The following is an 18,187-nucleotide window of genomic DNA, read 5'->3' as shown; positions in this document are numbered from 1 at the left end:
CCGTTTTATTTTCCGATCGCGGGGTGCGGGCGGGGGGGCGCCGGCGATCGCGCCGGCGCACCTCAGCTGAAGTAGTAGTTGTAGCTCCCGAAGCGGCGTTTGGTGCTTCCGGCGTCCTCCCAGGTGTAGCCGTAGGTACCGATGTGGTCCAGGCGGAAGCCGGTGTCGACGTACACGCTGAATCCGCAGCGCCGCGCGCGTTCGGCGAAGGCGAAATCCTCGCCGAGATACCAGTGGTTGCCGCCTTCTTCCGGTAGCAGCATCGGTAGAAAATACGGGACTGTGGGCTTGCCGAATCTGAGGTTGCACACGGGGAGCTGCTCGTGTTCGGCGATCTTTTCGTATACTTCGCGCCTGGTGTGCAGGAAACCTGTTCCGGTGTAGCGGACTTCGGTGAGACCGCCGCCCTCGCCCAGGACGAACTTCTCGGTGCCCGGCAAGATGTGAACAGCCAATGCGCGCGCGCCTTTCTTGACACATACACCGCTCACCAGTGGCAGGTCGTGGGCGCGCAGCCGTTCCACCGCGTCCGGTTCGAATCCGGTATCCGCGTCGATCCACATCAATTCGTCGAATCCCTCGGCCAGCGCATCGGTGGCCATTTGACTGCGGGCCTGGTCGATCGCGGCGGATCCGTGTCTGCGCCACACCCGGTAGCCGCGCCGTTCCAATTTCTTCAGCGCCTCGTCGCAATCGTGTTCGATATGGCTGCCGACGGGTACCAGGACAACGCAGCGTGAGGGATCCATTCCGATTTTCCGCCTTCCGACGACACCGTGCTCGCGACAACCGTACTGCTGAGTATTGGGCGTCCGGATACTCGAACGGGAGGGCCCGGCGGCCGGATTCGCCACTGTTCAACGGGTGGAACGGCGGTGTTCGGTACCCGGATGTGCCGCGTTCACCGACCGGGCCGGGAACGTCACCGATCGTTACGCGACTCCGACTCTGTCCGGTTCGGTGCGGTGGGCGGGTCCGCTTCTCGATCCGGGATGTGGCGGGCCGGAGCTGGGCGGTCCACATCGGGGTTCGCCGGGATATGGTGCCGAATTCGCCAGGGAGCCATCGGGAATTCAGCGACGGACACGAGAATCGATACGGCCGTCACGACCCTGGTCCGCGTTCCCGAATCGTCGGAGCTGTGCCGCTATGAGTTTGTACCTGCCGCCCGATCTGCGCTGGCTGGGCTGGATAGCGGGTGCCATCTGGCCGGACGGGGACGAGGACGAGGCGTGGGCGGTCGCGGGCGTATGGCAGGATGGCAGCACCGATCTGAAGGCGCTGCTCGCCGAGATCGACGAGGCCAAGCAGGCCACCATGGCGGCCTATCCCGAGGGCGCGGCCCGCGACGAGATGGGTGCCCGGTACGACCAGCTGCGCAGCGGGGTCCGATCGCTGGAGCAGCTCGCGACATCGATGGAGGCCCAATACGGGTCGACCTTCGATATGGGTACCGAACTGCAGGCCACCAAACTCACCATCATCGTGACCCTGTGCTGGCTGGCGATCGAGATCGCCTGGGCATGGCTGTTCCCACCGACGGCGCCCGCGGTGGAGGCCGCGGCCATCGCCTCGACCCGTTCGTACCTCAAGGTCATCCAGGATTTCGTGCAGAAGACCATCGCGAATATCGCCACGCGGGCCGGCGCGCCGGTCGCGAAGCGGCATTTCTGGAAGGAGCTCGCGAAGGGCAATCTGGTCGCGCCGACCGCGAAGGGCTGGGGTGTCTACGGTGCCCGGGCCGCCGAAGGCGCGGTCGTCCCGATGGCGATCAACGGGAGCATCCAGACGGGCCAGATCGCCGACGGCAAACGGCGTTCGTTCAACGGTTCGGAGTTCGGACTGTCCGTCCTCGGCGGTGCCGCCGGTGCTGTCCCGGCTCGGGAGCTGGGCCGCTATCTCGGCGAAGGTATCGAGAAGGTGGCCGGTAAGTACCTGAACAATGTGGCCGGGCGGACGGCCAACGGGATGTTCATCGGCGCCGTCGCCGACGGCTTCGGGGCAGTATTCGGAAACCTGGCCACCGCGCTGGCGGCCGGCGGTGATTTCTCCGCCTTCACCAACGGCCCCGGGTGGGTCGGGAACTTCGCGCAAGGTGCGCTGGTGGGTGGCGCCCGTGGTGCCTCGGCTTTCAACAGCTATGTGCCGAAGGCCTCGGCGGGAAACAGCACCGACGGGTTCACGAACATGGCTGCCTTCCGGAAGGACTCGTGGCTGCGCGGAAATCTGTGGCGCTTCGAGAAGTACGAGGGTCCAGGGCTGTTCGCGCCGGGGCCGGACAGCAGTTTCGTGATCAGAACCAGTGGTAATGCTTCGGTGACGACGGCCGGAGGCGGAAGCGGTGATACCGGTGGTACCGGCGGTGGTCTTCACAGCAACGGTGGGACCGGGGGTGGTCAGAACAATGGCGGGACCGGGGGTGGTCAGAACAACGGTGGGACCGGAGGCGGGCACCAGAACGGTCCGGTAGCCCTGGGACCCGGAGGTCCGCAATCGGCGCCGAACTGGTCGAACACCATGCCCCAGCACGCGTGGTTCACTCCGGCCGGAGAGACATCGAATGTCGGCGGAAACAACTTCGGGGGCGAGTTCGGGCACAATCCCGGCGGCAACAACTTCGGGAACGACTTCAACGGTGGGTTCGGCAACGACTACCGCAATGACTTCAACGGTGAGTTCGGCAACGACTACCGCAACGATTTCAACGGCGAGTTCGGCAACTACTACGGAGGCGACGGGTACGGGCCGCCCGGGCAGCCCGGAGGGCTCGGACCCGTCGCGCCGCAGTACGGGGGCTTCGATACGACGTTCGGCAACGATCCGGTATTCGGCTACCCGCGATCGGAATCGGATGCGGACAGCTTCCTCGAACGTCCGGTGTCGCCGCTGTCGGAATCGGAGTCGGCGGGTGGTCCCGGGAATCCGAGGTCGCACTGGTCGGAATCGGATGCCGAGAGTTTCATCGAGCGTCCAGTGTCTCCGTTGGAGCACGGGAACGATTCGGCCCACGGTGGTACCTCGGGGCAGCCGGGGCTCGGCGTGAACAATCAGGGCTCCGGTCCGCTGTCACAACCTGCGCCCACCCCGCAGCAGCAGCCCCCGGCACCGCCGCAGCAGGCGCCGCCGGGGTCGTCACAACAGCCGCCCGCACATCAAACCTCCACGCCGGCCCAGCAGGGGCAGCAGCAACCGGCGCCGAACTTCTCCCGGCCGTCGCCATACGCCGGGGCAGCGCCGAACGGGACCGGTATCACGGGCGACAGGTCGATCGCCGCATCCCAGCAACACGGACCACCACCACAACACCCGGTGGTTCGTCCGCCCGGTGGTGAGGGTCCAGTGGTGAATCGGCGCCCCGGTGATCCTGATTGGTTGACCCCCTCGCGTCCGGCGCCGGTTCCGCCGGGTGGTGAGGGTCCGCCGGTGAATCGGCGGCCTGGTGATTCTGATTGGTTGACGCCGTCGCGTCCGGCGCCGGTTCCGCCGGGTGGTGAGGGTCCGTCGGTGAATCGGCGGCCTGGTGATTCTGATTGGTTGACGCCGTCGCGTCCGGCGCCGGTTCCGCCGGGTGGTGAGGGTCCGCCGGTGAATCGGCGGCCTGGTGATTCTGATTGGTTGACGCCGTCGCGTCCGGCGCCGGTTCCGCCGGGTGGTGAGGGTCCGCCGGTGAATCGGCGGCCCGGCGACCCCGACTGGATGACCCCTTCGCGTCCGGCGCCCGCTCCGCCGGGGCCCGCGCGGGAATGGTGGGAAGTCCAGGGGCTGGAGCGCAATTCGCGCGCGCATTACGAGGCCGCTCGTGCTCGGTTCGCCGCCGATCCCGACAACCACCACTTCCTGGGTGAGGGTAAGGACGTCCGTGGTAAGCCGCGCCCGCAGCGCTGGCCGATGAAGGTGCCCTACCCGATCGACGAGTTCCAGGCGCCGGATGATCCGGGAGACAGCTGGTTGCCGGAGAATGCCGTGCCACCGGAGGGCGACCCGGCTGATCAGCCGCCGGACGATCAGCCGCCGGACGATCAGCCGCCGGACGATCAGCCGACAGAACCTCCCGTCGTACATCCCGACGCGGTGGTCGACCCCACGGCGACGATCGGTCCGGGGGCGGAGGTGAAGGCGGGCGCAGTGGTGGGTGAGAACGCGACTGTCGGAGCGGGTGCCGTCCTGGAGCCGGGTGCGGAAGTGAAAGCCGGCGCGACGGTCGGCGACGGGGCGGTTATAGGTCCGGGCGTGGTGGTGCACGAAGGGGCTGTGGTGGGTAAGGGGGCGGTCGTACACGAAGGTGCGGTGATCCTGCCCGGTGCGGTCGTGCCCGACGGCGCCGTGGTGGAAGCGGGGCAGGTGGTAGGTGGCGACGCGGACCCGGGGAACGGTTCCTCGGTCGATGTGCCGTTCACGCTGAAATAGTCCGGCGTCGGCCGGAAGTGAGGAGGAGATCATGGCGGATCGCGTAGAGGTGGATCCGGACAAGTTGGAGACGGCCGCGAATCTCACCCAGGACCTCGCCGACGAGGTGCTCGGTGTCGGCAGACGCCTGCGGGAGCGGCTCGGGAGCATCGAGGACGAATCGACCGAACAGCCGTGGGGCAACGATTCCATGGGCGAGAAGTTCATCAACGGTCAGAACAACGACGGATACGGCAGCTCGAAACCGAACCTGCTGGACGGTGTCGACGGGATCGGTGGCACCTTCGAATCCTTCGCCGTCGGTCAGCGTGACGCCGTGAACGAATTGCGGTCGATGGACGGCCGGTTCTGAGGAACACCCGATGGCGGGCACACCGAATTCGTGTGCGCGCCATCGGGTATTCAACATATTGCGCTGTAATCCCGGGGGTGTGGTCTTCGCGGAGGTCACTCCCGGACCGGAAGGACTGAGGTAGCACCGTGGTGAACGAACGCCTGCAGGAAGATATGGCGACCATGCTGTCCGGCTTGAGCCATCAGATGCGCAGTATCGCCGAAGTGCAGAAGAAACGTTCGCTGCTCACCGCCACGGTCCTCGCCGAGGAGAAACGGATCGAGGTGACGGTGAACGCCGACGGTCTGCTCATCGACACCAAATTCGCCGACGACATCCTCGATCTGTCGATGGACGAGATCGCAGTCGCCATCACCGAGGCGGTACAGGATGCCGCGGCGCAGGTGCAGAAGAAGGCCCGCGAACTCATGGATCCGCTGCTGGAACACCGGAATTCGCTGCCGAAGCTGTCCGAGATGATCGAGGGTGCGCCGGATCTGGCCGGACTGATACCGCAGCCGCTGGAAACGCCGACCGTGTCACCCGATTCGCCGGATTGGCCGGGGAACAAGCCGGATGAGCCCGAGGAGCCGGGGCCGGCGTCCGTTGTCGCGGACCGAGACTGACAACCCGCGATCAGGTCGAGCCCGGTCGCGGTACCGCAGCAGGCTCCGGTCGACGGTAACGACGGAAAGTGAACGCTCATGGCATTGGACCCGAATACGCTGACCGATCTCACGACCCAGGCGACCGAGGGGCATCTGCAGTTCACCCCGAAGGACGCGATCACCGCGGCCCGTGCCGCCGCCGATCTGGTCGATGATCTGCGGGGTATGGCCAATGCCATCACCGAGCACAAGCTGGACATTCTGGATCCGGCCATGTTCGGGGCGCTGTCGTCCGGTAATCAGCTGGCAGGGGTCTACAGCAAGAAAGCCGGCCGCCTGTACGAGATCCTGCGCGAGCATGCCACGGTGCTCGAGGGGATGAGCCAGTTGTTCATCGCGGCCGGTAAGGCCTACGAGGACGTCGACCAGGCGTCGCGCGACGAACTGGACGGGATCGAGCCGGGGGAGGGCTCGGCCGACTACAACCCCGCGACGGTGGCCGACACGATGGCACCACCGGACCCGATTCTCGTGATCACCAACCAGAGTCCCGATATTCCGACCGGTGTGAAGAACTACGGCGGTAACAAGGATCCGGGCGATGCCATCAAGGTCGAGGCGCAGGATGCGGTGTCCTGGCGGGAAATGTACGACCACGGCGAGTACATCGATGCTCAGGCCGTGATGAACCGCTCGGCGACCTGGGGTTCGCTGGCGAGCGATTTGAGTTCCAAGCTGAACGGCCTGGTGGATACCATTTTCCCGCTGGCCGATTCGTGGAAGGGCGAGGGTTCGGCGGGTGCGCAGGAGGCGGTACGCAACTACCGCAACGGCGTCCAGCCGCTGATCGATTCCATCGGGCAGGTCCGCGACAATATGGCGTGGGCGGCCACCTTCCTGGCGTATACGAAGCCGCAGATGCCGGGTATTCCCACGGAGCCGGGTGGGTGTCACGAACCGGACCTGGGGGACTTCCGCTGGCGGCTCAACGAGTACTACCTCGAGCCGATGAAGGAAACCGTCAAGGTGATGCCCGTATTGGACGGGCCCATCGCGAAGCCCGGGGGTGAGGGCGACGGCTCGGGCAGTGGTAGCGGCAGTGGTAGCGGTAGCGGAAGCGGAAGCGGAAGCGGAAGCGGAAGCGGAAGCGGAAGTGGAAGCGGCAGTGGAAGCGGAAGCGGTAGTGGCAGTGGCAGTGGCAGTGGAAGCACCTATCAATCCGGCTATGAGGACGGCTACGAGGACGGCTATGCAGACGGTCTAGAAGACGGTCAGGGCAGCAACGAGGGGTCCGGTGGCAGCAACGGATCCGGCAGCGGCCGGGGGCCGGAATACACCGGTGGGCAGAACGGTGCGGGGGGCGGCCCCAGCGCCGGTCCGGGCACCGGTTCGAGCGGCTCCGGCTCGCCCATCGATGCCGGTAAGAAGGGCTCCGGGTCCGGCAGCGGTGGTGGTCCGTCGATGCCGTCCATGCCGGAAACGGCTTCCGGTGGCGGTCCGTCGATGCCGTCCATGCCCGAAACGGCCTCCTCGGGTGGATCAAAGTCCGGCGGCGGAAGCCCGAGTCCGACCGGCAGCGGCGGCTCGAGTCCGTCCGGCGGTAGCGGTTCGAGCCCGAAGAGCGGTAGCAGCCCGGCCTACACCGGTCAGCAGCAACAGACCCCGAAGCTCCCGGAAATGCCCTCCGCCGAGGATCTGCTGGGAAACAACGGCTCCGGCGAAGACGTGTCCAACGGAGGCCCGGGTTCGACCGGCGGAAACGGTCCGGGATCGGAAGGCGGACCCGGCTCGGACTCCACCGGCGGTGGCGACGAGATGCCCGAGAACCCCACGGCCGCGGATATCCTGAGCAAACTCACTGGTATCCCGACCTCCGAGCTGCCGGAGGCGCTGAAGAACCGGAAGATCACGGCATCGGACGGTTCGGGCGAGCCGTCCCTCGCGGACGCGCTCTCCCAGCTCACGGGTATTCCGCTGGACGAGATGCCCGAGGAACTGAAGAACACTCCGCTCTCTTCGCTCTACGACAAGAATTCGCCCTACGGTTCGGCGGATACGTTGTTCGGCGACGACTCCGGTTCCGGGAGCGGCGCGGGGAACGGCAGCGCGGGCAACAGCTGGACCGGCCTCGGTGGCGACAGCTCCGGTAGCAGCGGCAGTGGCGTCGGCGGTAGCAACCAGGACCCGCTGGGGACGATCGCCAACCTACTCACTCAGGGCATCCAGGCCTTCGCTCAGCTCGGCAGCGGCCTGCCCGGAATGGACGAACTGGCTCGCATGCTGGATCCCGCCCAGATACAGCAGCATCTGCAGGGCATGCTGGATCCGGCCCGGGAGCAGCTCGACCAGTTGGCCGGCGCGCTCGGTGGCGGTGCCGGTGCGGGCGGCGGTGCGGGGCTGCCGGGCGGGGTGACTCCGCCGGAACCGCCGCTGTCGCCCTACCCCGAACCGCAGCAGTCGCAGTTGTTCCCGCGGGCCGCGGTGGCGGGGCCGGGCATGGAGCCGGCCGGTAACTATCAATCGCCCACGGGTTCCTCTCAGCCGATGGGGGGAGCGCCGATGGGCGGTGCCCCGGGTGCCGGCGCCGCCAACTCCGGCGGGCAGAACAACGACTACAAACCGTCGAAATATCTGCAGGGCCGGGAGAACATGGATGATGTCTTCGATATTCCGGACCGGGTCAAACCGGTGATCGAACCATGAGGAACTGGGCGCTCACCGATCTGGAGTTCCGGGCACTGTGCGAGGACCACACCGAGGGCAGGTTGCCGCGGCCGCTGGTCTTCACCAGTTCGATCCGGTGGGCCGACGAATACGAATGGGAGCTCTCGAAGGTCGCCCGCGATCTACGGGCCCGCTACCACGGTGAACTGGACGCATTCGGTGCCGCGCTCGCCAAACCGGATGTTTTCGTCAGCTTGCAGGCATTCGGTGGCGACGGGGATTTCGACAACCCCGAGGTGCGTACCCGCGTCCATGCCTGCCGGCAGCGGGCCCGGGGTTTCGTGATCACCCAGCGGCCCGGCGCGACGGTGCACCACGCGGCCGGGTTCGATATCGTCGAATGCGATCCGCACGCACTGGGCGATATCGTGCTGTCGCGGATACCGTTCGCACGGGCCGGGCGATTGCCGGTCACCGCGATCCCCGATACGACGCGTGACCCCAGGTTCGAGCCCGGATACAGCGGCTCGGGATCGATGATCTCCGATTACGACGACGACGAGAACGAGGACGTCGGCAACGAATACGATCGTGCGGTGGCCTTTCTGCGTACGTCCGCGGTGCGCAGCGGCTCCATCCGGGTGGTTCAGGGCCGTTCGAAGTACGGTCCGCGCGGCCGGGTCGAGATGGGGATGCTGTGGCGCGATGTCGAGGGCGACGGGCGGTACGCGATCCCCACGCACCATCCGGCACCGTCCGCGACGGGTATGGGCACGGAGGATCTGACCGAGTGGATCGACGAGCAGGTCGATCTGGTGGTGGCCCGGCTCGATCGGAATATGGAAATCGAGGAATGACGGCCTGTGTCCGAACCTCTCGTCCACCGCTGGCAGCTCACCGGCCTGCAGTTCAAGGTGCTGTGCGACGACCTCCGGCTCGGCGGCCTGCCGCGCCCGTTCACCTTCACCAGTGACACCAGGTTCGCCGACGACTACGAAGCCGAGCGGGATGCGGTACGCGCGGACCTGTGCGAGCTGACCGATCCGCGGTTCGACGCCATGGTCCACGCGCTCACCAGGCCCGACATCATGGTTCTGGCGAATCTGTGGAACGAACAGCACCATACCGATCCGCGGCAGTGCATCCGGGTACATGCGGTCCGCCGTGACGACCGGGCTTATGTCATCACCCAGCGACCGGGCGAAACCGTGGCGCACTCGGGCGGTTTCGATATCGCCGAATGCGGTCCCGCGGTCCTGGCTCCGGCGGTGGTCGGTCTGCTCCCCGCAGCCGACGCGGGCCGCGATCCGCAATCGGTCTCGGCCGCGCTCACCGCCGGGGGCACGAGCCCGGACCTGCACGGGTTCCGCCCTACCGGCACACCATCCGTTGCGTCCGGGCCGGACGCCGGGGTCCTGAAAGTGATCCAGGGACGCCTGGGTTTCCGGGAGCGGGGAATAATCCATGTGGGTCTGATCTGGCGAGACCTACCGGGCGACGGACGGTACGTGATGGGTCCGGACGCGGAACTGGCCGGTATGGACGGCACCGCGATACGCGAGTGGATCGACGCGCGGATGGCGGAGATCACGGTCCGCCTGGCGATGTAGCCACTGCCGTGACCGCCGTGCCCACGCTCGAGCCGTCTCGATACCGCCCGCCCGGTGCGCGGTATCGTCACCGATATTCATAACCGTTTCGACCAGAGGATGTGCTGTGACCGACTTCGAGACGATTCTGCTGGAGCGCAAGGACAAGGTCGGCCTCATCACGCTGAACCGGCCCAAGGCGCTCAACGCGCTCAATGCGCAGGTCCTCGATGATGTGATCGCCGCGCTCGACGAGCTCGAACGCGACGACGAGGTCGGCGCTGTGGTGATCACCGGTTCGGACCGGGCCTTCGCCGCCGGAGCGGATATCAAGGAGATGCAGCCGAAGTCCTATATGGACATGTTCATGGACGATTATTTCGCCCGCTGGGAGCGGCTGGCCCAGTTCCGCAAACCCACCATCGCCGCGGTCGCCGGATACGCCCTGGGCGGCGGTTGTGAACTGGCTATGATCTGCGACATCCTGATCGCCGCGGATACCGCCAAGTTCGGCCAGCCGGAGATCAAACTGGGCGTTATCCCGGGTATCGGCGGCTCACAGCGGCTGACCCGGGCGGTCGGTAAGGCCAAGGCCATGGACCTGGTGCTCACCGGCCGCAATATGGATGCCGAGGAGGCCGAGCGCGCCGGTCTGGTAGCCCGGATCGTGCCCGCCGCCGAACTGCTCGACACCGCGCTGGAGGTCGGCGCCACCATCGCGTCGATGTCGCTGCCGGTGGCGATGATCGCCAAGGAAGCCGTGAACCGGTCCTTCGAGACCACCCTGGGGGAGGGGCTGCGTTTCGAGCGCCGGGTGTTCCATTCGCTGTTCGCGACCGCGGATCAGTCCGAGGGGATGGCGGCGTTCGTGGACAAGCGGCCCGCGGAATTCACCAACCGCTGATCTCCGCCGCGCACCGCCCGGGCCGGGATCAGGGTTCGGGCGGCGCGTCGAGGATATCGGTGGGTACGTGGTTGTTCCCGGCGGGCTGCGCGGATCCGTTCTGTGCGGTGAGGAGCCCGGCCACGGTCGCGCCGAGCCCGATCGTCACCGCCGCGGCCGCGTAGATCTTGCGCCGCCCGGCCGTGGGCGGGGCCAGTGGCACCACCTGGCCGCCCGCGCGGATATGCGCGGTACGGATACCGGCGGCGGGACGTTCGGCCGCGAACAGCAGCGCACCGCGCGCCGAGACGTACTCCGGTTCGGAATCGCAGACCAGCGGCAGGCCGAGCAGATCGGTCAGCCGGGTCCGCAGGGCCGGATTGCGGGCGCAACCACCGAGCAGGGCCACCGCGTCCGGCGCCGCCTCCGTCCGCTCCGCGACTCGCTGTACCAGGGTCGCGGCCGAATGCACCGCGTCCGCGCAGACTTCGGCCAGATCGCTGCGGGTGATGACCGCGCGTTCGGCGGTATCGGGATCGGCCGCGGTCACCACGCGGGCACTGCTGAGCGCCTCCCGGTACCGCCGGGCCGCCGCCTCGTCGGTGAATACGCCGGCGCCGTCGAGCCAGTCGCACAGCAGTTCGTTGTAGTTGTCACCGCCCAGACCCGGGCAGTGGGTCCCGGCCAGCACCGTATCGGTCCGGCAGTCGATCTGAGTGAGGGTGAGCCCCGAGGAACCCAGGTCGAACAGCGATACCACCCCGGTCGTCGGTAGTTTCTCGGTGAATCTCAGGTATCGCAGCTGTGCCAGGGGTTCGTCCACCAGCGTCACCCGGCCGGTGCCGAGAGCATCGCCCACGACCTCCGCCTGCTCCCTGTTCTGGCAGGTCACCGCGGTTCCGGTGATGTATTCGTCGCGCCGGTGGGCGGCGTTGTACATCCGGCGGATCGCGATGAGGACGGGGTCGGCCACCGAGGTGCGGGCCGGGCGGGGGATATGGCAGCGATCGATCGGCGGCAGGTGCGGTTGATCGGAATGAGTGAGTACCGCACGCGCACCTGAGGCGCCTACTGATACCCCGAGAACCAGCACCATAAACATATATGTTGCGCTGCCGGTCGGTCGTTGCCAAGCCGAACCACCGAGTAATTTGCTGAACGGGTGCTCGAGCACCGTGTGTTCGCCCGCGGTACGCGCCCGGTACACCCCGATCCGGATCCGCTGTGCCTGCCCGGCCGGGCAGGCTCAGGGCTCGGCCCAGCGGGGCGGTTCCTCGCCGGTGTCGAAGTCGCCCGCGGTGTGCCGGAACTCGGCCAGCAACTGCAGCAGGGTCCGCAATCGGTCCGGGGGTAGTTCCGGGTGGGCGAATACGCGTTCGTTCAGGTAACCGGTCGCCTCGGCGACGAGAGTCCTTCCGGCATCGGTGATCTCGATCAGTGTGGCGCGCCGGTCGTTGGGATGCGGTACGCGGTTCACCAGCCCCGCCGCCTCCAGCCGGTCCACCGAATTGGTGACACTGGTCGGATGCACCTGCAGCCGGGCACTGGCCACTGCCATCGGCAGCGCGCCGGTAGCGCTGAAGTTCAGCAATTGCAGCAGTTCGTAGCGGGAGAAGGTCAGGCCGGTCGGCCGCAGGGCCTCGTCGACGCGTGACATGACGATCTGCTGGGCGCGGACCAGCGAGGTCACCGCGGCCATCCCATCGGCGACCGCGCCCCATCCGTGGCCCACCCATTGGCGATGTGCCTCCTGGATCGGGTCGAGGGGCAGTGGGCGGGGGCGAGACATGTATTCGATCATTGCACGGCGCCGCGCCCGGGCGCCGTGTCGCGGGCGCCCGTCCGTGGCGGGCGTCACCCGCGGATCACCGCGCACGCCCGTGCTGTCACCGGTTGTGATCCCGCTGAGCCCAACTGTGGGCCGCACGGCGTCGACGCGACATGATCATCGAGTCACGCGGGCGTGGCTGAGTGGTTCAGGCAACGGTCTGCAAAGCCGTTCACGCGGGTTCAATTCCCGCCGCTCGCTCAATGGTCAGGGACGTTTTTTGGAGGTCGGAGCCGGATTCTGGTTCATGCGGTCCGCAATTGGTCCGCAGCAGCTCTGGCACCGGCCTCCATCCCTGCCGCCACGACATCCAGGTCGTCCGGGAACAGGTGGCCATACAGATCGAGCGTGAGCATGGCGGTTTTGTGGCCGAGCATCCGCTGAACGACCTTGATATTGGCCCCGGCGCTGATCGCGAGTGATGCCGCCGTGTGACGCAATCCGTGTGGCACAAGCCCTCGAAGTCCGGCCGAGTTCGTGGCCTCATCGAACACCCGGCGAAACTCGTTGTACTCCAGCAGCCCGCCGTCCTTCTCGCTGGTGAACAGCGGTGCGGTCAATTCGCGACCCTCCATGAGGCTTTCGAGATCCTTCGCCAAGGTTTCCGGGATCGGCACCGACCGCGAATTGTGGTTCTTCGTGTCCGTCACCACGGTCCCTTTGCCGGCCACCGGGGTTGCCGAACGAGTCACGCGAAGCCGTCGGTTGGCCAGGTCCACGTCCATCACCCGCAGTGCCGATGCCTCACCGATACGGAGACCGGTGTAGGCGAGGGTGAACACCAGCGGACGCAACCGGCCCGCCGCCAGGCCCAGCCGCATGACTTCCAGATGGGTGAGGTAGCGCCGCTCACCCGCCATCATCGACGGAAGCTCGATGTCGACGGCAGGATTACTCGCGAGCCGCTTGGACTTCACCGCGAACCGCAGCACCTGGCCGAGCACCTGATACGCCTGGATCACCCGCGACGCCGACAGTCCCTGTCCTTTGAACCGGGCACTACCGGATTCCGATAGGTTCACCACCCAGTCCTGTATGTCCTCGAAGTCGATGTCTCGCAGTGGTGTCGAGCCCCACTGCGGCAGCACGAGGGTATCCAGCAAGGACCGATAGCCCGCGACCGTCTTCGGCTTGCGGAATTTCTTCGTCACATACCACTTCTCCGCGACGACCGAGAACAGGACACCGCTCCGGTCCGGATCAACCCACGTCCCGGTCACAACCTTGGTTGTCACATCGCTGTCGAGCCAGCGTTGCGCCTCGGCCTTGGTGTCGAAGGACTGCGAGCGCTCCACGCCGTTCGGATCGACATAGCGGGCCCGCCATCGCTTGCCCTTGCCGAACCGTTCTTTCGACTTCTCTTTCTTCTTGGACGTCGCTCCGGTCACCGGGTCGGTCACGACCACGGTCGGGTACCACCGATCCTCGATACCGGAGCGCGGGTTACGCCGAGTAGCCATCAGGCAGCCTCACCGGTTCCGGTCAGTTCCTCCTGCTCAGCGATCCACGCCAAGATCACCGACTTACGCCACACCCGCCGACGCGGCCCGAGCTTGAAACTGGCCGGGCCCCGGCCGACATGCGCCCACCAACGCCAGGTAGCTTCCGGAATCCCGGTCAGCGCCTCGCAATCCTTCGCGCGAAGGTAGGTCTCTTCCATCTCCACGGCCTTGCTCATGCTGCCGACTCCCGGTCCGACGAATCACCCTGCGCTGCAACCTCCATCGACGCTGGCATGTCTGTATCACCCGGTGGGTCAGCGAGGAGTGCCCGGTTGTACTCGGCGCGCCAGCTGAGCTTCTGGGCCACCATCTGCATGATCAGGTGCTCACGAGGAGGCACGTTCGGGTCACCCGGCCGTACCGGCGTGATGACCATCCGTTGCACCTGCTCCTGCGGCATACCGGCCTCAGCGAGGCGCTGCCGAACGAAGTCCGCACGGTCGGCCTTGTGATCGGCGAGGTCCTTACCGGTCCACTTCCGCGACACCAGCACCCGACGCCCTCGCAGGCCCAGGGTTTCCCGGCGATGGGCTTTGCCCTTGCATATCCCGGGCTGGGTCTTGGCGTTCGCGCCCTTGGGAACCACGCCGTAGCGGAACCAGATCCCGCACGTCGGCGAGCACGGCGTCTTGCACAGTTCCTGGTGAAGCCGGTCGTAGTGGTCGGCCGCCCGCTGGGACTGCGGTTCGATCACGTCCCCGATGGACTTGGTCAGGTACTTCGTCAGGTACCCGATATGCCGCTTGGCTTCCTCGGTGCCGCCCAGGATGCCCTTGACGTCGATCTGCTGACCGAACCGGATCACATGCGCGGGTTCCAACTCGTCGACCGAGTCCATCAAGTCCATGACCTGGGTCCAGGTGGGGACCGGTTCCCGGGTATCGGGGTCGACGAACGCCTGTTGCTGGTGATCGAAGAACGGAAGGGTGTCGGGGTAGGTGGGTTCGTTGAAGTGCGGCCACCACACCTGGTGATAGGTCGCGGCCGCCAACTGGCGAATCAGTTCCTTGGGGTCGGTGCCCCGGATCCCGATATGGATATGCGGAGCTCCACGACGCTGGGGCTCGACCGTGGCGAAGTACTGGATATCCCGCCCGGAGGCCCGGCGGTAGTTCTGGATGAACCGGTCGAACAACGCCGCGAAGTGGATCGTGTCCCGGGCGGCCTGGCGGTAGTCGTAGGTCGCCATGTTCACCGGCGCACCATCCGGACCGACACGGCCATACGACGGCAGGGTCAGGGTGAGGAACAGCGACGGCCGGTACTTGCCCGCGTACTCCCGGCCGATGGTCGTTTTCCCGACCTTCTTGCGAGGCAGATCCGGGGCGGCCTGCTGACGACGCGTGGTCCGCTTCCGGACCGGCTTCTCTCCCGGGTCCAGGCTGGGCAGCTTGCCGCGGATTCCGGTCTCGCGCAGTTCGGTGTCGAGGTCGTCCACGACTTCCCGTATGCCGGCCATCATCTCTTCGTCGCCGGTCTCCTTGGCATCGGTGTAAGAGGCCATGAGATCCGCTCGTGCCCTGAGCAGGTCCATCTGCTGCTCGGTGGGTTTCTTCTTCTCCACTACCGGTTCCTCTCCGATATGCCAGCCCTCGTGGGCCTGCTGGATACGCAGGAGCCGGGCACGCGCCGCGCAGGCCGGGCACACGCACTCCAACGTCGATTTGCACGGCGCACCGATGTATTTGGAGCCGCCGTCATCAGTGGTGGCCAGCATCGGCAGGGGGCGACGGCACACGCCTTCCTTCTCCGCCGCCGAAGCCGCCAGTTCCACCAGGTTCAGTTCGGCCCGCCGCTCGGCCGCCGTCTTCCGATCCGCAGCAGCACCGAGGTCTGTCACCGTCGAGGTCATGCAGCCAGCTCCATTTCGTCGAGGTCCACCGGGTCGGAATGCAGGTTCGATGCCCACTGCACCGGGTCCAGGAGCAGCACCAGGGCCGCGTAATCGGTCGCCTGAGGCAGGAACGCGTCGTAGTCGTCGCTGTAGGCGATGGTCAGCAGCCCGCACTCCCGCCAGCGGGCGCACAGGTCCCCGAACGCCCGGAAGCCGATACCGAGCCCGGCCGCGACTTCCTCGAACGCGATCGACATCCGCCCCGGACGATCCAGCAGCCACGCCAGCAACCACCGCTCCGCACCCGACAGGGCTTCGACGCCCAGCAGCAGCAATTTCGCCTGATCCTCGGTCACCACGATCACCGGCCCATCCACCGCACCGGGGCACCGCCACCAGCAGGCCAGGACTCATACACCACCGGAGCGGGAACCGGCTCGAACGACCACGCCCGGTTCAGCTTCACGACCTCCGGGACCGGCTTGGAGAACTCCGCCTCGATCAGGCCCTGGGTGCAGTCGCATCGCTCCGAGGCCGTCACCGGGTCCACGTGACCATTCACGTATTCGCTACCGCCGCACCGGCCGCAGGTCTCCCACACCGCCCTCGCGTACCAGGCGATGCACCGCGCGTTGTCGCAGTGGCGGCCAAGACAGTTGATGCACCACCCCGCCGCATTCAACCGCGATGGACGAAGAACTTTGGAGTTCTGGATTGCCCTGACCTGCATGACGCCCTCCCTGTGACTTGAGGCACCTTAATAGAACCAGCTCTATTAAGCGCCAACGCAACCATATCGGTCAATAGGACCAGCTCTAATTGGCCGAAAATACGGATTGATACACTTAGGGCCACCCTTAATGGAGCGCACGCACACAGAAGAGGCAGGCCCAATGGGAAGCACTGGATACCGCGAACTAGCGGCCAGCCTGCGCGCAGCCATCCAAGCGGGCGAGTATCCACCCGGTTCGACGCTGCCCAAGCAGGACGAGATCGCGGCTCACTATGACGTGAACATCAAGACGGTCCGGCAGGCGATCGGACTACTTGATGCTGAAGGTCTGGTCACGCCGATCCGTCGACGCGGAACCGTCGTTCGCGACCGCCCTCCAATGCGTCGACTCGGGATCGAGCGCTACGCGAAGAGCAAGTGGAAGTTCGGGAACACCGTGGCGTTCGCGGCTGACCGCGAGGCATCCGGTAGGGCGTGGAAGCCGACCGACCAAACGAACACCGTGCAGTTGGTCGAAGCCGACGCCGAGACGGCCGAAGCATTCGGTCTGCCCGCAGGTGCCCAGATCTACGAGCGCGGTCGACTCGTCCGCGACGCAGGCAAGCCGACGCATAGCCTCACGAGCTATTACCGCCCGGAGCACGTCGAGGGAACCTCGCTGGTCGACCCGACAGCAGGACCGGCCGGCAAAGGTGGCGGATTCGCAGTCCTCACCCTGCAAGGCTTCGAGCCGGACCACATGTCCGAGACGATCTCCGCCCGGATGCCGACACCGGACGAGGCAGCAACGCTCGAATTGCCTTCCGGTGAGCCCGTCATGGTCCTTGTCCGCAAGACCTACACCGCCGATAACGAGCTGATCGAGTTTGCCCGGGGAGTGCACGCGGCCTCCCGCTTCGCCTGGACCTACGACTTCAAACTTCCGGACTGAGAGGACACCTCCGATGCCGACCGCAACCCTGCCCGACGAACTCCGAGCCGACGTCGAAACCCTCTGGAACTTCAACAACATGGACCATGAGGTCCGCCCGGTCGACCTCGGTATCGGGCTGGGCAGCCACGATCTCGGAGTAGCGACCCACACCGCGAACCTCTACAACGCGGGAGTCTTCCCCCGCATCGTGTTCACCGGCGCCAACGCCCCGACGACCGTTGAGCGGTTCCCTCGGGGAGAAGCCGTGCACTACCGCGAACATGCGCTTGACCTCGGCGTTCCGGACGAGGCAATCCTCGTGGAGCCCAAGGCCACGAACACCGGCGAGAACATCGACTTCACGCGCACACTGCTCGACGAGCACGGCCTACTCGATCAGATCGGCTCGATCATGCTGATTTCGCGTCCCTACCAGCAGCGGCGCAGCTACGCCATGGCCCGCAAGCGGTGGCCGGAAGTCGACGTGGTTTGCTCGTCGCTCCCACTGCCACTGAGTAAGTATCTCGAGAGCATCGGCGACGTAGACCGGGTTATCAACATGCTCGTTGGAGATACGCAGCGAATCTGGGTGTACGCCAAGAACGATTGGGCCGTTGAGCAGGATGTGCCGACGCCAGTCCACGACGCCTACTCGCGGCTTGTCGATGCCGGTTTCACGACTCGGGTACTCCCGGAGTAACCACGGCCGACGACCACAGCACGCGGCTGGGACTCTTCCGCTCAGGCGGAGGGTCTCAGCCGTTTTGTTTGTCCTCGCCGATTCCAACGTGGTCGGCTGCCGAATTTAGCTATATAGGATCAAGGGCGACGGCGCTTACGCGCCGCCGCCGTCCGCCACGCAACCGCGCAGACCGGCGCAGGCTTGGCCAGC

General features: G+C 66.3%; 17 protein-coding genes and 1 tRNA gene. 10 read left to right on the top strand and 8 right to left on the bottom strand.

Annotated elements, in window-relative coordinates; translation table 11 throughout:
• Positions 1–62: 62 nt before the first annotated feature.
• Positions 63–749 carry a hypothetical protein gene (locus ACWEWT_RS37255; protein WP_452565612.1) on the bottom strand — a complete coding sequence of 229 codons (687 nt, stop codon included), beginning with the start codon at positions 747–749 and terminating at the stop codon, positions 63–65.
• A 400-nt stretch (positions 750–1,149) separates the two neighbouring features.
• Here ACWEWT_RS37255 and ACWEWT_RS37250 point away from each other — a divergent pair, with 400 nt between their 5' ends.
• The 7 genes from ACWEWT_RS37250 (at position 1,150) to ACWEWT_RS37220 (ending at position 10,506) form a co-directional block, all read left to right on the top strand.
• Positions 1,150–4,407 carry a WXG100-like domain-containing protein gene (locus ACWEWT_RS37250; RefSeq protein WP_452565611.1) on the top strand — a complete coding sequence of 1,086 codons (3,258 nt, stop codon included), beginning with the start codon at positions 1,150–1,152 and terminating at the stop codon, positions 4,405–4,407.
• Positions 4,408–4,438: 31 nt separating this feature from the next.
• Entirely contained in the window at positions 4,439–4,759 is a 321-nt protein-coding gene (locus tag ACWEWT_RS37245; protein ID WP_452565610.1) for a hypothetical protein, read from the top strand.
• Between the two features lie 128 nt (positions 4,760–4,887).
• Complete coding sequence (locus ACWEWT_RS37240) at positions 4,888–5,367, top strand: YbaB/EbfC family nucleoid-associated protein (protein WP_452565609.1); 480 nt, start codon at positions 4,888–4,890, stop codon at positions 5,365–5,367.
• 78 nt (positions 5,368–5,445) lie between these two features.
• Complete coding sequence (locus ACWEWT_RS37235) at positions 5,446–8,052, top strand: hypothetical protein (RefSeq protein WP_452565608.1); 2,607 nt, start codon at positions 5,446–5,448, stop codon at positions 8,050–8,052.
• A complete protein-coding gene (locus ACWEWT_RS37230) occupies positions 8,049–8,870 on the top strand; it encodes an ESX secretion-associated protein EspG (protein WP_452565607.1) in 822 nt (273 codons plus the stop codon). Before ACWEWT_RS37235 ends, ACWEWT_RS37230 begins: the two co-directional genes overlap by 4 nt.
• A 6-nt stretch (positions 8,871–8,876) precedes the next feature.
• Entirely contained in the window at positions 8,877–9,623 is a 747-nt protein-coding gene (locus ACWEWT_RS37225) for an ESX secretion-associated protein EspG (protein ID WP_452565606.1), read from the top strand.
• A gap of 106 nt (positions 9,624–9,729) precedes the next feature.
• The gene (locus ACWEWT_RS37220) at positions 9,730–10,506 is read left to right on the top strand and encodes an enoyl-CoA hydratase (protein ID WP_452565605.1); all 777 of its coding nucleotides are present in this window, start codon (positions 9,730–9,732) and stop codon (positions 10,504–10,506) included.
• 28 nt (positions 10,507–10,534) lie between these two features.
• Here the strand turns inward: ACWEWT_RS37220 and ACWEWT_RS37215 are convergent, their stop codons facing one another.
• Positions 10,535–11,581, bottom strand: a complete 1,047-nt coding sequence (locus ACWEWT_RS37215) for a hypothetical protein (protein WP_452565604.1) — start codon at positions 11,579–11,581, stop codon at positions 10,535–10,537.
• A 150-nt stretch (positions 11,582–11,731) separates the two neighbouring features.
• The gene (locus tag ACWEWT_RS37210) at positions 11,732–12,274 is read right to left on the bottom strand and encodes a MarR family winged helix-turn-helix transcriptional regulator (RefSeq protein WP_452565603.1); all 543 of its coding nucleotides are present in this window, start codon (positions 12,272–12,274) and stop codon (positions 11,732–11,734) included.
• A gap of 168 nt (positions 12,275–12,442) precedes the next feature.
• On the opposite strand from ACWEWT_RS37210, the gene ACWEWT_RS37205 reads away from it, so the two are divergent.
• A tRNA-Cys gene (locus tag ACWEWT_RS37205) sits at positions 12,443–12,514 on the top strand.
• Between the two features lie 44 nt (positions 12,515–12,558).
• Here ACWEWT_RS37205 and ACWEWT_RS37200 read toward each other — a convergent pair.
• From ACWEWT_RS37200 to ACWEWT_RS37180, 5 genes are read right to left on the bottom strand one after another with little or no spacing between them, the layout of a single operon-like run.
• Entirely contained in the window at positions 12,559–13,773 is a 1,215-nt protein-coding gene (locus tag ACWEWT_RS37200; protein WP_452565602.1) for a tyrosine-type recombinase/integrase, read from the bottom strand.
• Positions 13,773–13,991, bottom strand: coding sequence for a helix-turn-helix transcriptional regulator (locus ACWEWT_RS37195; RefSeq protein ID WP_452565601.1), 219 nt, complete (start codon positions 13,989–13,991; stop codon positions 13,773–13,775). The genes ACWEWT_RS37200 and ACWEWT_RS37195 overlap by 1 nt, the downstream gene beginning before the upstream one ends.
• A complete protein-coding gene (locus ACWEWT_RS37190; protein ID WP_452565600.1) occupies positions 13,988–15,667 on the bottom strand; it encodes a replication initiator in 1,680 nt (559 codons plus the stop codon). The genes ACWEWT_RS37195 and ACWEWT_RS37190 overlap by 4 nt, the downstream gene beginning before the upstream one ends.
• Positions 15,664–16,014 (bottom strand): hypothetical protein, encoded by a 351-nt coding sequence (locus ACWEWT_RS37185; protein ID WP_452565599.1) that lies wholly within the window; start codon positions 16,012–16,014, stop codon positions 15,664–15,666. Before ACWEWT_RS37185 ends, ACWEWT_RS37190 begins: the two co-directional genes overlap by 4 nt.
• Positions 16,011–16,379 (bottom strand): hypothetical protein, encoded by a 369-nt coding sequence (locus ACWEWT_RS37180; protein WP_452565598.1) that lies wholly within the window; start codon positions 16,377–16,379, stop codon positions 16,011–16,013. Before ACWEWT_RS37180 ends, ACWEWT_RS37185 begins: the two co-directional genes overlap by 4 nt.
• Positions 16,380–16,542: 163 nt before the next feature.
• Here ACWEWT_RS37180 and ACWEWT_RS37175 point away from each other — a divergent pair, with 163 nt between their 5' ends.
• Together ACWEWT_RS37175 and ACWEWT_RS37170 are read left to right on the top strand one after the other, a co-directional pair.
• Complete coding sequence (locus ACWEWT_RS37175) at positions 16,543–17,313, top strand: GntR family transcriptional regulator (RefSeq protein ID WP_452565597.1); 771 nt, start codon at positions 16,543–16,545, stop codon at positions 17,311–17,313.
• Between the two features lie 13 nt (positions 17,314–17,326).
• Positions 17,327–17,995: a YdcF family protein gene (locus ACWEWT_RS37170; protein ID WP_452565596.1), complete on the top strand. Its 669-nt coding sequence runs from the start codon at positions 17,327–17,329 to the stop codon at positions 17,993–17,995.
• Positions 17,996–18,187: the final 192 nt, after the last annotated feature.

The organism is Nocardia sp. NPDC003963 (genome assembly GCF_053605105.1).
The sequence above is the reverse complement of the archived record's forward strand: the minus strand, read 5'-3'. Positions and strand labels throughout refer to the sequence as shown.